13 protein-coding genes are annotated in these 14,397 nt (G+C 71.4%); 8 read left to right on the forward strand and 5 right to left on the reverse strand.

Annotated elements, in window-relative coordinates; genetic code table 11:
- The first annotated feature begins 35 nt into the window (after window positions 1–35).
- Together eccD and mycP are read left to right on the forward strand one after the other, a co-directional pair.
- On the forward strand, window positions 36–1,430 hold the full coding sequence (gene eccD, locus FM051_RS18730; RefSeq protein WP_158844799.1) for a type VII secretion integral membrane protein EccD: 1,395 nt from the start codon (window positions 36–38) through the stop codon (window positions 1,428–1,430).
- 7 nt (window positions 1,431–1,437) lie between these two features.
- A complete protein-coding gene (gene mycP, locus FM051_RS18735; RefSeq protein ID WP_158844802.1) occupies window positions 1,438–2,865 on the forward strand; it encodes a type VII secretion-associated serine protease mycosin in 1,428 nt (475 codons plus the stop codon).
- Window positions 2,866–2,935: 70 nt separating this feature from the next.
- Here mycP and FM051_RS18740 read toward each other — a convergent pair whose 3' ends face one another.
- The 3 genes from FM051_RS18740 to eccB all read right to left on the reverse strand — a co-directional run bounded on the left by FM051_RS18740 (window position 2,936) and on the right by eccB (window position 6,092).
- Complete coding sequence (locus tag FM051_RS18740) at window positions 2,936–3,997, reverse strand: WXG100 family type VII secretion target (RefSeq protein WP_158844804.1); 1,062 nt, start codon at window positions 3,995–3,997, stop codon at window positions 2,936–2,938.
- Entirely contained in the window at window positions 3,997–4,362 is a 366-nt protein-coding gene (locus tag FM051_RS18745; RefSeq protein WP_158844807.1) for a hypothetical protein, read from the reverse strand. Before FM051_RS18745 ends, FM051_RS18740 begins: the two co-directional genes overlap by 1 nt.
- Window positions 4,363–4,454: 92 nt before the next feature.
- The gene (gene eccB, locus FM051_RS18750) at window positions 4,455–6,092 is read right to left on the reverse strand and encodes a type VII secretion protein EccB (protein WP_158844810.1); all 1,638 of its coding nucleotides are present in this window, start codon (window positions 6,090–6,092) and stop codon (window positions 4,455–4,457) included.
- Between the two features lie 171 nt (window positions 6,093–6,263).
- On the opposite strand from eccB, the gene eccE reads away from it, so the two are divergent.
- The 4 genes from eccE to FM051_RS18770 all read left to right on the forward strand — a co-directional run bounded on the left by eccE (window position 6,264) and on the right by FM051_RS18770 (window position 10,821).
- Window positions 6,264–7,559, forward strand: coding sequence for a type VII secretion protein EccE (gene eccE, locus FM051_RS18755; protein ID WP_162470724.1), 1,296 nt, complete (start codon window positions 6,264–6,266; stop codon window positions 7,557–7,559).
- Between the two features lie 14 nt (window positions 7,560–7,573).
- Complete coding sequence (locus FM051_RS18760) at window positions 7,574–8,278, forward strand: hypothetical protein (RefSeq protein WP_158845365.1); 705 nt, start codon at window positions 7,574–7,576, stop codon at window positions 8,276–8,278.
- Between the two features lie 257 nt (window positions 8,279–8,535).
- Window positions 8,536–10,098 carry a S8 family peptidase gene (locus tag FM051_RS18765; RefSeq protein WP_158844816.1) on the forward strand — a complete coding sequence of 521 codons (1,563 nt, stop codon included), beginning with the start codon at window positions 8,536–8,538 and terminating at the stop codon, window positions 10,096–10,098.
- Between the two features lie 144 nt (window positions 10,099–10,242).
- Window positions 10,243–10,821 carry a Uma2 family endonuclease gene (locus tag FM051_RS18770; RefSeq protein WP_158844819.1) on the forward strand — a complete coding sequence of 193 codons (579 nt, stop codon included), beginning with the start codon at window positions 10,243–10,245 and terminating at the stop codon, window positions 10,819–10,821.
- Between the two features lie 3 nt (window positions 10,822–10,824).
- Here the strand turns inward: FM051_RS18770 and FM051_RS18775 are convergent, their stop codons facing one another.
- Entirely contained in the window at window positions 10,825–11,898 is a 1,074-nt protein-coding gene (locus tag FM051_RS18775; RefSeq protein ID WP_238412497.1) for a glycosyltransferase family 4 protein, read from the reverse strand.
- A 43-nt stretch (window positions 11,899–11,941) separates the two neighbouring features.
- Between FM051_RS18775 and FM051_RS18780 the strand changes: the two genes are divergently transcribed.
- Together FM051_RS18780 and FM051_RS18785 are read left to right on the forward strand one after the other, a co-directional pair.
- Complete coding sequence (locus FM051_RS18780; RefSeq protein WP_158844821.1) at window positions 11,942–12,682, forward strand: PIG-L deacetylase family protein; 741 nt, start codon at window positions 11,942–11,944, stop codon at window positions 12,680–12,682.
- Window positions 12,683–13,621, forward strand: a complete 939-nt coding sequence (locus tag FM051_RS18785) for a lysylphosphatidylglycerol synthase transmembrane domain-containing protein (protein WP_158844824.1) — start codon at window positions 12,683–12,685, stop codon at window positions 13,619–13,621.
- Here the strand turns inward: FM051_RS18785 and truA are convergent.
- A complete protein-coding gene (gene truA / locus FM051_RS18790; RefSeq protein ID WP_238412484.1) occupies window positions 13,587–14,378 on the reverse strand; it encodes a tRNA pseudouridine(38-40) synthase TruA in 792 nt (263 codons plus the stop codon). The genes FM051_RS18785 and truA overlap by 35 nt on opposite strands.
- Window positions 14,379–14,397 lie beyond the last annotated feature (19 nt).

The following is a 14,397-nucleotide window of genomic DNA, read 5'->3' on the forward strand; positions in this document are numbered from 1 at the left end:
ACAAGCACACACTCATCAGGACTTAGGGGGCGCTGGTGGCGACCGGTACGACGGTGTTCAGCAGGGTGACGGTGGTTGCGCCGCGTACGCGTATCGACGTCGCGCTGCCCGCCGACGTCGCGGTGGCCGACCTGCTGCCGATGCTGCTGGACATGGCCAAGGAGGCCACTCCGGACGGTGGCGTGCGGCACGGTGGGTGGGCGTTGGCCAAGCTGGGCGACAGCCCGCTGGACCCCAGCCGCACGCTGGCCTCGCTCGGCGTGGTCGACGGCGAACTGCTCCAACTGCGCAAGCGCAACGAGAACCCGCCGCCCCCGCTGTACGACGACGTGGTCGACGCGATCGCGGAGTCCGATCCGGACAGCTTCCGCCCGTGGACCAAGGACACGGCGCGGCGCTACGGCCACCTCGCGGGCGCGTTGGCGCTGATCACGGCCGCGATCGCGGTGCTGATGGCCGGTCCGCTCTCGGGCGGCGGCAACCTGGCGCCGGCGATCTGCGCGGGCGTGGTGGCCATCGCGGCGCTGGCCGCGGGCGCGGTCGTGGCGCGGGCCTACAACGCGACCGGCACGGGCGTGCTGATCGCCGCGGCGGGCGGACTGCCCATGGCGTACGTCGCGGGCCTCCACATCGTGCCCGGCCCGCTCGGCCGGCCGAGCCTGCTGCTGGCCAGCGTCCTGGTGCTGATCTTCGCCTCGGCCGCGATCATGCTGATCGGCCGCGGCATCACGGTGTTCATCGCCGCCGCCACGGCGGGCGCGTTGAGCGCCATCGCGTTCTTCATCGGCATCTTCGTCGACCACCCGCTGCACGGCATCGCGGCGGCCACCGCGGCCGTCTCGCTGGCGATGCTGTCCGCGCTGCCCCGGTTGACGATCCAGCTGGCCAAGCTGCCGCTGCCGACCGTGCCGGGCAGCGCCGAGGACCTGAAGGAGGACACCGGTTTCCCGGAGTACTCCGTGATCGAGCGGCGCACGGCGAACGCGCACGAGTACCTGACCGGCATGATCATCGGCTGCGGCGGCACCGCCGCGCTGTTCTCCGTGATCGCGTCCGGCAACGGCAGCATCTGGGGCCCGCTGCTGGCGATCGTGGTCACGCTGGTCCTGCTGCTGCGCGGCCGGGCCTACGCCAACGGCGCGCAGGCGGTGGCGCTGCTGGCCAGCGGCATGGTCGCGGGCGCGGGCGTGCTGCTCGGGTGGCTGGTGCAGTCCTCGGCCGGTGACCGGCTGCTGTTCGTGTTCGGCACGCTCGTGGTGATCGGCGCGGGTGCGCTCGTGCTCGGTGTGATCTTCCCCAACCAGAAGTTCTCCCCGGTGCTGCGTCGCACGGTCGACGTGATGGAGGCCATCCTGATCGCCGCGGTCCTGCCGCTGGCGCTCGCCGTGATGGACCTCTACGTGGCCATGCGCCAGCTCATCCCCGCGTGAGGCCGTGATGCGCATCCGCAAGATCGCCGCGCTGGCCGCGGTGGCGGTCACCCTCGTGACCGCGCCCGGCGCGCAGGCACAGCCGACCACGACCGCGAACTCCCCTACCCGACCGAACTCGCAGCCGCCTGCGGTCGACCGGAGCTTCCTCAAGGCGCCCGCACCGCCCCAGGAAGACGTCAACTACACGCAGAAGACGCAGTGCGTCACCTCGGGCACGGGCAACCGCCCCATCCCGAACAAGCCGTGGGGCCAGATGCAGCTCCGGCTGGAAGAGGCGCACCGCTTCGCCACCGGCAAGGGCGTGACGCTCGCGATCATCGACACCGGTGTCAACGCCAACCACCCGCGGCTGGCCGGCCGGGTCACCGAGGGCGGCGACTACGTCGAGACCGAGAAGAAGGGGATCTCCGACTGCGACGGTCACGGCACCGAGGTCGCGGGCGTGGCGGCGGCCAGCCGGGACGCCGAGACCGGGTTCGTCGGCGCCGCGCCCGACGTGAAGGTGCTGGCGTACCGGCAGACCAGCAACAACTTCGAGTTCAAGGACCCGGCGGGGACCAACAACCGGCCGTCCGCGGGCAAGGTCGACACGCTGGCGCAGGCCATCATCGCCGCCGCGGACAGGGGCGTCGACGTCATCAACATCTCGCTGACCTCGTGCGCCGCGCCGCGCGAGCCCAGCAGGCAGGAACGCGAGTTGCAGGCCGCGGTGGACTGGGCGGTGAAAGAGAAGGACGTGGTGATCGTCACCGCGGCGGGCAACATCGATCCCAAGAGCGGCTGCGAGCTGCAGAACGACAAGCAGGACCCGAACAACGTCAACGTGGTCGCGTCGCCGCCGTGGTACGCCGACAACGTGCTGTCCGTGGCGTCGGTCAACGTCGAGGGCGAGGTGTCGTCGTTCTCGGTGTGGGGCCCGTGGGTCAGCGTGGCCGCGCCGGGTGAGAACATCGTCACGCTCGACCCGGCCGGTCAGGGCCTGACCGACGCGAACGTCGTGGACCAGCGGCCCACCCCGATCCAGGGCACCAGCTTCGCCTCGCCGTACGTGGCGGGTGTGGCCGCGCTGGTGCGCGAGCGGTTCCCGAACCTGACCGCGAAGCAGGTCATGGACCGGATCAAGGCGACCGCGAAGCACCCGGGCAACCCCAACGGGCGGGATCACAAGGTCGGCTACGGGATCATCAACCCGGTGGCCGCGCTGACCGCCGAGCTGCCGTCCGAGCGTCCGGGCGCGAAGCAGACGACGCCTCCGGAAATGCTCACCACGCTGGACCCGCTGAACCCGCCGGACAACACGCCGATGATCGTGGCGCTGTCCGGCACCGGCGCGGGCGTTGGCCTGCTGCTGTTGACGCTGTTCATCGTGCACACCGTCAACCGCAACCGCGCCAGGCGCGCGACCGTCCCGCTGAAACGCTCGACAATCTGAACAACCTGAACCTCAACGGAAAAGGGCCGCCCCGACCAGGGCGGCCCTTTTCCGTTCACACGCTCAGCGATCAATCCTCGCCCAGGACCGGCGGGGCGGACTTCTTGGGCTTGCCGAAGACCTGCTCGGTCGAGCCCGCCAGCTGGACCTTCGACTTGTGGTCCTTGTCGCCGCCCTGCTGGCCGCCTGCGCCCATGCCGCCCATCATGCCGCCGCCCATCATCCCCGCACCGCCCGCGACAGCCGGACCGGACGGACCCGCGGCCGCCGCGGCCGGACGAGCACCGGGCTCAACGGGATGCGGCTCGGACACGGCCGTCGACCCACCCTGCTGCATCCGCTCCGGCGACTCGCCTCCAGGCAGGCCACCGGGCACGCCGCCACCACCACCGGGCACGCCGCCACCGGAACCGGAACCCGCGCCACCACCGGCGGCGGCGGGCTTGGTCTCGGCGGGCGGGCCGGCCGGGGGCTGCGTGCCCGAAGAAGGTGGCACGGTCGGCTTCGCCGGCTCCGTGAACGTCCAGTTCTGCTCGGGGTACTTGTGCTCCATCTTCACGTCGGCGAAGTCCTCCGACCCGGACACGCCGTCACAGAGCCGCAGGAACGCCTCCAGCACGTCGCGCACCGACTCGTGCAGCTCCTTCGCCGGGTCGTGCAGTTCGTCCAACGCCTCGACCACGCGCCGGTCGCCGTCCACCGGCAACGCCGCCGCACCGGACACCGTGTCGGCCGCCTCGGCGAACACCCGGGACATGTCCTCCACGATGCCGCGGATGCCCTCGGCGGTCTGGTCCAGCGCCTCGCCCATCGCGTGCATCGCGTCGGACATGTCGTGCCCGGCCAAGCCGACCTTCTGCATGTGCTCCACGAACGAGTCCGCGTCCCTGCCCTGCCACGCCGAGTCGAGCTTGCCCAGCGGCTTGGTCAGGTCACGCGTCACGTGCTCGGCGACGAGCCCGGCCTTGCGCCAGCGCTCCGCCTCCTCGTGCAGGTCGTTCCAGTCGCCCACGACGGGCGTGAAGTACTCCGCCACGAGATCGCGCACGCCGAGCCGCCTGCTGATCCCCGACAGGTAGTCCAGCTCCGGCCCGACCTCGGCGGCGATCTGCCTGCCGTCCTTGCCCCGCATCAGCTCAACCCCGCCCGGCGTTCGACGGCCTTGAGCGACGCGATCGCCTCGTCGTCCTGGGCGCTGTAGTGCTCGGCCACCTCGTGCAGCCCCTTCGCCGCGGACGTCAGCACCTCGCACGCCCGGTCGAGCTGCTGGTTCAGCATCCCGGCGGCCCGGCTGTACGCCTCGGCGCTGCGCAACGTCCGACCCAACTCGCCGAAGCTCTGGGCGCGCACCGGCGCCTCCCGCAGCTCGGCGCGCGCGCGGGTCAGCTCCTCGGCCGCCTCCTCGACGCGCTCGGCGTACAGCTCCAGCCAGCGCGGGTCGACCGCCACCTGCCCGGTGCGCGCCGCGACCGCGGGCCCGCGTGTGACCTCGTTCACCCCGACACCTCCTGCACCCTATGACGGGAACCGGCCCACGCCGGTTCCGCCAAAGGGCTCAGCAATAGGGGCCGCGACAGCGACAACCGTGCTCAGCCGCCCTGCTTCTTCGCCGCCTGCTCCTCGGGCAACAGGCTGTTGCTCTTCGGCACCGGGATCGAGTCCCAGCTGCGGATGGCGTCGTTGCGGTTGAGCTGCGGCCCGTTGGGCAGCAGCCGCAGGATCGACTCCGGTCCGGGCGCGAACCCGTCCGCGCCCAACCCGAGCCCGCCGGCGGTGACCCCGTCCGGGATGCCGTACTTCACGCCACGTCCGGTGATCAGGTGGATCGGGCCGCTCTTGAAGTCCTCAGTGGACGTCGCACTGCGCACCACGGCCGACTTGCCCGGCGCCATCACGAACTGGCTGACGACCTCGCCGGTCGCACCCACCTGGTTGATGTCCACCGGCGCCACGCCGCTCGGGATCGGCAGCGACGGCGCGATGGTCACCTTGGTGTGCTGCGACTTGTTGTCCGACGTCACGTTCTGCGCCTGCCAGCCCAGGCAGATCACCCGGTTGTTCTGGTTGGGATCCAGGATCTCCGGCACGTCGGCCGGGTAGTCGTCGAAGTCGAGCTGTTCGGTGGTCGGCGCGTCGTTGATCCGCGCGATGTCCACCAGCTTCGGCTCGCCCTGCGCGTAGGTGGCGCGGATCAGGTCGCCCGCCGCGCGGGTGATGTCCTGCAGGCCGTCCTTCAGCGCCACGTAGAACGTGGGACCGGCGCCGGTGCGGCGGACCTCGATCACGTCGCCGACCTTCAGGTTCTGACCGGTGACGTACGTCACCGCCTGGCCGCGGCCCGGGATCTCGGGCGCCACCAACGGCTTCGCCTCGGGGATCGCGTTGAGCAGACCGGTGCTGACCGCACGCGGCTTCTTCTGGCTCAGGTTCAACGCGGTGCGGACCTCGGACTTGTCGAGGTCGACCTTGGCGCGCACCGTGGACGTCGAGGTGATCTTCGAGTCCTGCGGCGCCTTGTAGATCAGGTACGCCTGCTTGTCGTCGGTGCCCGCCCGCACCAGCAGCGCGCGGTTGCCGTCGAGCAGTTCACCGCCGCCGCTGTAGCCCGCGAGGACCGTGGTGGTGAACTTGCCCGGCGCCGACGGGTCGTTCAGCGACTCGTCCAACGTCAGCGTGTCGCACACGGACCAGTCCGAGCCGATCCGGTCCTCCGGCTTCGGCAGCACGTCCGGCCCGTCGGGGATGCCGGTCAACCGGCCCTTGGGCAGCTTCGACAACGCCTTCTCGCTGACCAGCTTCGGCTCGCCGCCCGCGACCTGCGGCCCCTGGTTGACCTGACCGGCCGGCGCGTCGCTACCCGCGACCGAGGCCTGTCCGGCGTCCGGCTGTTGCCGCTGCAACAGCAGCAGCCGCGCGGACGCGAGGTTCGTCATCGGGATCAACGTCCTGGGATTGCCCTCGCGGACCACGTAGACCTGGCCGGTCTCCTTGGAGATGGCGATCTGCGTCTGGCCGTCGACCTGCGGGTCCGGCGAGAAGAAGCCGAAGATCAGGAACCCGATCATGCCGATGATGCCCAGCAGAACGCCCACCGCGGTGGCACGCGAGTGCGTGCGCATCGGGTCGTGCAGCATCACCGCGTCTCTGCGCACCAGAGCGGACTGCATCCTGCGCAGCACGAAGCGGTAGGCCTGGACCTGTGACTTGGTGGTGGGTGTTGATGCCATTCTCGGCTCGCTGCTCTCCCAGTCGCGGTACGGTCTGCACGATAGCCGGACGGCGGGTGGTCCGTGTGCGGGTTGGTCAGACCCGGTCGGTCCACCCGGCGCACGCCGAGGGAAAGAGAACCAGATCGGATGTCCGTGACCACCCCACATCCGGGTCCACCCAACCCCGCCATGGCGCGCGCGCAGGCAGCAGGGGGCGCCGTCCGCGCCGCACTGCTCCGGGCGCGTCGCCGCACCGCAGGTGCGAGCCTGGGCGCGCTGCCGGTCACCAACCTGGTTGTGCTGGAGGTCGGCGTCGCCATCGGCCTGGTCCTGCTGGCGATCGGCGCCACCGGTGACGGTGTGCAGCCCGTGCCGATGTACATCGCGGCCGGCATCGTGCTGATCGCGCTGATCCTCGCGTTCACCAGGTCCCGGGGTCGCTGGTTGACCCAGTGGATCGGTCTCGTGGTGCGCTACAGCTTCCGCTCGCACTCCCGCACGGCCAAGCGCAGCGGCCCGGTGGAGATGAAGCCCCCGTCCGAGGAGGAGTCCACGGTCATCGGCTCGGACGACCCGCGGGTGGCGTTGCTGCGCCTCGCGGTGCCGGACCTGGTGGTGGCCAGGGGCGTCGACCACGAGCGCCGTCCGCTGGGCATGGCCTGGCACCAGGGCGCGTGGACCGCCGTGCTGCTGGTCGACCCGGCGCCGGGCCTGATCACCGCGGTGGGCAGCGCGCCGTCGCTGCCGCTGGGCGCGCTCGCGCCGACGCTGGAGGACCGCGGTGTGGTGCTGGACGCGATCTCGGTGATCTGGCACTGCTACCCGGGCAGCGCGGCGCTGCCGGTGAACTCGCCCGCGCTCAACTCGTACATGGAAGTGCTCGGCCCGTTGCCCGCCGCGGCACGCCGGACCACGTGGATCGCGGTGCGGCTGGACCCGCGGCGGTGCGCGGCGGCGATCCGGGAACGCGGCGGCGGCGTCGTGGGCGCGCACCGCGCGTTGATCGGCGCGCTGTCCCGCGTGCGCAACGCGTTGGAGTCGACGGGCGTGTCGATCCGGCCGCTCGACCCCGACGAGCTGATCCGGGCGGGCATCTCGGCGGCCGAGCTGACCTCGGTGGCCGGGTCCAACAACTCGGTGTCGTTGCGGGAGAAGTGGTCCGGTGTGACGGCGGGTGGCGTTGGTCACTCCAGCTACGCGATCACCGGCTGGCCGGCCAAGGGCATGCGCAACAACCTGAACGCGCTGACCGGCGTCCGGGCGCTGTCCTCGACGTTGTCCATGACGATCTCGCCGAGCAGCGAGCAGGGCCAGGTCGGCCTGCGCGGCATGGTGCGGGTGAGCGCGCGGACTCCGTCCGAATTGGACCGCGCGGACGACCGGCTCAAGGCGTTGTCCGACAAGCTCGACATCACGCTGACCCCGTTGAACGGCCTGCAGGTCGCCGGGCTGGCCGCGACGCTGCCGCTGGGAGGTGTGGCGTGAGCAACTCCCGGTTGATGGACTCGCAGGGCAAGGGCGTGGCGCCGGAGTTCCTGGTGTCGCCGCAGATGCTGGACGTGGTGAGCCCGTCTGGCGACCGCGGCGGCATGGTGCTCGGCTCGGGTCTGCAGGGCGAGCCGCTGACGATCTCGGTGCTGCGGTCCGCGCCGACCCGCATGGTCGTGGTCGGCGGGCTGTACCTGGCCAGGCAGATCGCGTTGCGGGCGATGGCGACGGGCGCGTGGATCACCATCGCGACCGGCCGCCCGGCGGCCTGGCAGCCGGTGGTGCGCGCGGCGGGCGCGGGCTCGGACGGGCGTCCCTCGCCGCTGGTGCAGCTGCGCCGGTTGAGCCCGGTGGAGCTGCCGCGGCCGTCGGAGGACAGCCCGCTGCTGGTCGTGCACGACGGCGGCCACGTGCCGCAGGAACTGTTCCCGCCGCGGTCGCCGTGGCAGACCACGATGTACGTATTGCCGTATTTGCACCCGCAGGCGGCGAACACCGCGAATTCCGCGGACCTGGTGCTGCTCCAGCGGTTGCCGGTCGGGCAGGCGCAGTTGGCGAGCCAGATCTGGCGGCTGCCGCCGCAGATGGCGCACCAGCTCACCACGCTCAAGGACGACCAGGTGATCGCGCTCGGCACGAACCTGTGGCGGCCGTTGCGCCTGGTCACCACGCCCGGTGAGCAGCAGATCCTGGGCGCGGTCCGGCGCGGCGATTGACCTGTTCGGCAGTACCGGTACGACCGATGTGCCCCTGGACAATGTCCGGGGGCATATTTTTTGATCCGGGTCCAGTCACTCTCCGCAGCAATTCGTTCACAGCGCGAATAGAACTGTGGACGAGCCGTTCGCCGGTTGTTACCGGCAAATCGTTGCGCCTCACCCGCAGGGCGAACTAGGAACAACTCAACGTGTTCGGGCGGTATCGCAGGCGGCACCGTTCGGGCACTCACCCTGCGAAGAGGAGACCCCCTGCCATGGGAGACGTTCGCGCGTCCTGGACGAAACGGCTGGCCGCTGTCGGGCTGGCCACGGGCACGGCGTTCGCGGTCACGGCCGCACTGACCACCTTCACCTCCGCGGCGGCGGAAGGCATCGTCCTCGGGTTGGGTGCGCCCAACGCGGTCAAGGACAGCTACATCGTCGTGCTCAAGGACGCGAGCGCGGGCAACGTGGACACGTTGAGCAACAAGTACGAGGCGAACGTCAAGCACACGTACTCCAGCGCGCTGCGCGGCTTCTCGGCCACCATGAGCGAGGCGCAGGCCCGCAAGCTGGCCGCCGACCCGTCGGTGTCGTACGTGCAGCAGGACGGCGAGGTGACGATCTCCGGCACGCAGGCGCCGACCCCGTCGTGGGGCCTGGACAGGGTCGACCAGGCCGCGCTGCCGCTGGACAACTCCTACACCTACCCGAACGAGGGTGAGGGCGTCACCGCCTACATCATCGACACGGGCATCCGGTTCTCGCACAGCGACTTCGGCGGGCGGGCGACCACCGGTCGCGACACCGTCGACAACGACAACGACGCCACCGACTGCAACGGCCACGGCACGCACGTGGCGGGCACCGTCGGCGGCACCCAGTACGGCTTGGCGAAGAAGGCCAAGCTCGTCGGCGTGCGGGTGCTGAACTGCGCGGGTTCCGGCACGTACGCGGGCGTCATCGCGGGTATCGACTGGGTGACCGCCAACGCGGTCAAGCCGGCGGTCGCGAACATGTCGCTCGGCGGCGGCGCGGACGCCACGGTCGACCAGGCCGTGCGCAACTCCATCGCGGCTGGCGTCACCTACGGCATCGCGGCGGGCAACAGCAACGGCGCGGACGCGTGCAACTACTCCCCCGCCCGCACTCCCGAGGCGATCACGGTCGGCTCCACGACCAACACCGACGCCCGGTCGTCGTTCTCGAACATCGGCACCTGCCTGGACATCTTCGCACCGGGCTCGTCCATCACGTCGGCCTGGTACACCAACGACACGGCCACCAACACGATCAGCGGCACGTCCATGGCGACGCCGCACGTGGTCGGCGCGGCGGCCGTCTACCTGGCCGCGAACCCCACCGCGACCCCGCTGCAGGTGCGCGACGCCCTGGTGAACGGCGCGACGAACGGCGTGGTCGGCAGCGCGGGCGCCGGTTCGCCGAACAAGCTGCTGCGCGTCGTCGGCGCCGCCACCCCGCCGCCCGGCGGCTGCCCGGCCAAGACCAACGCGACCGACGTGGCCGTGCCGGACCTGGGCGTCGCGTCCAGCCCGATCGCGGTGGCCGACTGCGGTGGCAAGGCGGCCTCGGCGGCCACGGTCGAGGTGCACGTCAAGCACACGTACCGGGGTGACCTGGTGATCGACCTGATCACGCCGAGCGGTGCGGTCAAGCAGCTCAAGGTGCAGTCCGGTTCGGACGGTGCGGACAACGTCGACGCCACGTACCCGCTGAACCTGTCGGCGGAGGACGCCAACGGCACCTGGCAGCTCCGCGTGCGCGACGTCTTCGGCCAGGACACCGGCTACATCGACACCTGGACCCTCGACCTCTGAAGGCCACCACGACCAGTCGCACCGCAGCGGCCCCGCACCACTTCCACCGGTGCGGGGCCGCTCCACGTTTCACCTGGTCGGGGACGGTGTCGCCCCCGTGGGACTGTGGCAGGGTCATAATCGAGTCGATCCCGGAGGTGGAGCGTGTCCGCAGCCCTGCAAGACCCAATGATCGGCCCACACACCATTGAGGACTGGCTGGACCTGCCCCCCTCGGAGGACGGGTCGCGCACCGAGCTGATCTTTGGATACTTCTACGTGACTCCGCCGCCATCGGGTGAACATCAAGTGGTCGCTTTCAATCTCGCCGTGACCATCCGCGATGCGCTGCGCGCCGCCGAACGCCGGGAACTTCACGTCGTCCCGGGGGTCGGGGTGAAGATTTCCTCGACGATGCGCACCGCATTGATCCCTGACGTGGTTGTCCTGGATCGGCGACCGGTAGGGGCGAGCTTCCCACCGGAGGCGTTGATCATGGCGGTCGAGATCTGGTCGCCGGGCAACAAGCGCGCCGAGCGGGAGGCGAAGATGGCTGCTTACGCCTCGGCGGGAGTGCCGTTCGTGTGGACGATCGAGCAGCGGGCTGAACTGAACCTGACCTCGTACCGACTCGTGCAGGACCACTACGTCGCGGAGAACACAGTCCGAGAAGCGGGTCCGACAACCATCACCGCCGCACCGGTCCCGGTCACGGTGGACTTGGACGCCGTCCTCGACTCGTAGCCCTCACACCCGCGCCGAGCAGTCGCGCAGCGCTTCCAGCACGCGTGGCCAGGTGCAGTGGGTCGGTTCGGTCCCCCGGTTGTGCTCGGCGATCCGGAAGCGCTCCTCCCGGTTCGCCACCAGGCGGGTGATGCCGGCGGCCAGGTCGTCGGTCAGCAGGCCCTCCACGCCGTCGCGCACGAAATCCGCCACCCCCGTCCCCGGCCGCGCGATCACCGGCACACCCGCCGTCCGCGCCTCCAACGCCGCCAGGCCGAACGCCTCCTGCGCCGCCGGGTTGACGAACAAGTCCGCACCCGCCAGCAGGTGGCCCACACCCTGCCGGTCCAGCCGACCGGGCAGGCTGACCCACTTCATGCCGTGCCGCTCGACGTACCGCCGCAGCGCCGCCCACTCCGGCCCCGCACCGGCGAGCGTGGCCCGCAACGGGACATCCGTGGACACCGCGCGCAACGCCTTCAACAACGCCATCGGCTCCTTCCGCGCCGCGAGCCGACCCACCGACACCACGTGCACCGCGTCGTCCGGCCGCTGCGTCGGAATCCCCCGCCACTGCTCCGGCGCGATCCCGTTCGGCACCACCCCCACCGAGATCCCCGGCACCGCCGCCCGCATCCGGTCCGCCGCCGCACGGCTCACCGCCGCCAACGCCACCTGCCCCGAACTCCACGAGGCGAGCCGGTCCAGCACCCGGTAGCACCGCTGCACCACCGGGTCCCACATGCTGTGCACCACGACCACCGCGGGCAAGCCCAGCCGCAACGCCGACCGCACCCCCGACCACGCGAACGGCGAGATCGCGCCGACGTGCACGTACACGACCGACGGCGACAGCGCCAAGATCACCCGGTCGAGATGCGAACCGGCCCGCGGGTGCACCGGCAGGTCCCACGGCAGCCGCACCGCGATCCGGTGCACCGAGTACCCGACGCCGGGCGACGCGAGCCTGGTCGCGGTCACCACGTGCACGTTCTCCCCGTTCGAAGCCTGCGCCCGCGCCAAGCCGGCGACCTGCACCTCGATCCCGCCCAGGCGCGGCAGGAAGCAGTCGGTGACGTGGATGATCGACAAGTGCACTCCCGTCAAGCCGCCGAACGGACCAACTGACACTCTTGCACCCGTGAGCCGAACGTGCGTGTTCTTCCACGCCCACCCCGACGATGAAGCCCTGTTGACCGGCGGCACGATGGCGCGCCTCGCGCAGGAAGGTCACCGCGTGGTGCTGGTCGTCGCCACCGCCGGTGAACTGGGGCTGAGCGCACGCCAAACCGACCTCGGCGCGGTCCGGACCAGGGAGGCCCACGCGTCGGCCCGCGTGCTCGGGTGCGCGCGGGTCGAGTTCCTGGGCTACCGGGACTCCGGCCTGGAGGGACGGCGTCGGCACGGGTTCGCCCGTGCCGACGTGGGCGAAGCCGCCGAACGGCTGGCCGAGCTGCTGCACGAGGAACGCGCCGACCTGCTGACCACCTACGACCCCAACGGCGGCTACGGGCACCCCGACCACGTCCAGGTGCACCGGGTCGGCACGCTGGCCGCCGAACTCGCCGGCACGCCCCGCGTGTGGGAGGCGACGGTCGACCGCACCCGGCTCCTGCGCGGCCTGCGCCTGGCCCGCCTGATCCGCAGGTTCGACCTGACCCCGTTCGAGAAGACCTACACCGCACACCACGAGATCACCCACTCGGTGGACGTCCGCCAGTACGCGCACGTGAAGCGGGCGGCGATGGCGGCGCACGCCACGCAGACCACCGGCGGCGAGTCGACCCGCACCCTCGCCGCGCTGCTCAAACTGCCGCCCCCGCTGTTCAGGCTGATACTGGGCACCGAGTGGTACGTGGAGCGCAAACGATTGCGGGCGTGAATGAGGCGGTGGTTCCGGATCGCGGCGTCGCTGGCCTCGCTCGGCTTGGCGGCGTGGCTGCTGGTCGCGCTGGTGCCCGCCGTCGGCGGGGTGGCGTGGACTGCCGTCGGCGAGCAGCTGCGGACCATCGGCGCAGGCACCGCCCTCGGGCTGACGGCGCTGTGGCTGGCCGGGCTCTGGGCCTACACCTACGTGCTCACCGGGTCGCTGCCCAACCTGCGCAACACCCAGGCGTTCGGCCTGAACGCGGCGGGCAGCGCGATCAGCAACGTGCTCCCGTTCGGCGGCGCGGCCGGGGTGGCGGTGACCGCCGTGATGGCGTCGAGCTGGGGCCACTCCGCGCGGGCGATCACCACGTCGACGATCGTCAGCGGCCTGTGGAACGCCCTGTCCCGCGCGGTGCTGCCGGTGCTGGCGCTGGCCGTGCAGGGCGCGGTCGTGCTGGGCAACGGGGTCCTGGTCGCGACGATCAGCGCGGCCGGCGGCCTGCTGGCGGCCGTGGTCGTGCTGCTGCGCCTGCGCTGGCTCGGAGGGCTGCTCGGCGGCCGGGCCACCCGGTTCCTGCTGCGGGTGCGCCGGCAGACCAACCAGGTGGTCCGGGACGGCTGGCGGCAGATGACCCTGGGCATGCTCGCCTACCTGCTGCTCCAGGGCGTGCTGCTGTGGTGGTGCCTGGCCGCCGCCGGCGTCCACCTCGGCCTGGGCCCGACGGTCGCGGCGTACGCGGTGAGCAGGCTGCTCACCCTGGCCGTGATCACGCCCGGCGGGGTCGGCGTCACCGAAAGCGGCACCATCGCGCTGCTCGTCAGCCTCGGCACGCCCGCCGCACCGGCCGTCGCGGGCGTGCTGCTGTTCGCCTTCTTCACCTACCTGATGGAGATACCGCTGGGCGGGGTGGTGTGGCTCAGCTGGTCGGCACGCCGCGCACGTTCCGGGTGACCGCGGCCCGCGCGGCGAGCTCGTCGTCCGCCGGGTAGTCGACCCGGACCAGCGACAACCCGTGCGGCGGCGCCACCGTGACCTCGCTGGACCGCGCGGTCAGCGACAGCAGCGACGCGGGCCAGCCCACCGGCTTGCGCCCCTCACCCACCGCGAGCAGCGCCCCGACCAGGCTTCGCACCATCGAGTGACAGAACGCGTCCGCGGACACGTGCGCGGTCAGCACGGCGCCGTCCCGCACCCACTCCAGGCGTTGCAGCTCACGGATCGTGGTAGCGCCCTCACGTCGACGGCAGAACGCGCAGAAGTCCCGCTCACCCAGCATCAACGCCGACGCCTCGTTCAACGCGTCGAGGTCCAGCGGACGCGGCCACGCCAGGGTGTCCAGGCGCCGCAGCGGGTGCGCCCCGAACGCGGCATCCGTGACCCGGTACTCGTAGTGCCGGCGCAACGCGGCGAACCGCGCGTCGAACGCGGCCGGCACGACCCGCGCCGAGAACACCCGCACATCCGCCGGCAGAGCGCGTGCCAACCGTTTGGGCAACCCGGCGACGTCCGCACCGGACGGCAGGTCGACGTGCGCCACCTGCCCGGACGCGTGCACGCCCGCATCCGTCCGACCCGCCACGGTCAGCTGCACGTCCTCGCGCAGCACCGTGGACATCGTGTCCTCCAGCACCCCGCACACCGTGCGGCGGTCGGGCTGACGCGCCCACCCGGAGAAGTCCGTGCCGTCGTAGGCCAGGTCCAGTCGCACACGAACGAGCCCGTCGTCC

Origin of the sequence: Saccharothrix deserti, from assembly GCF_009769385.1 — a bacterium.
GTDB lineage: Bacteria > Actinomycetota > Actinomycetes > Mycobacteriales > Pseudonocardiaceae > Actinosynnema > Actinosynnema deserti.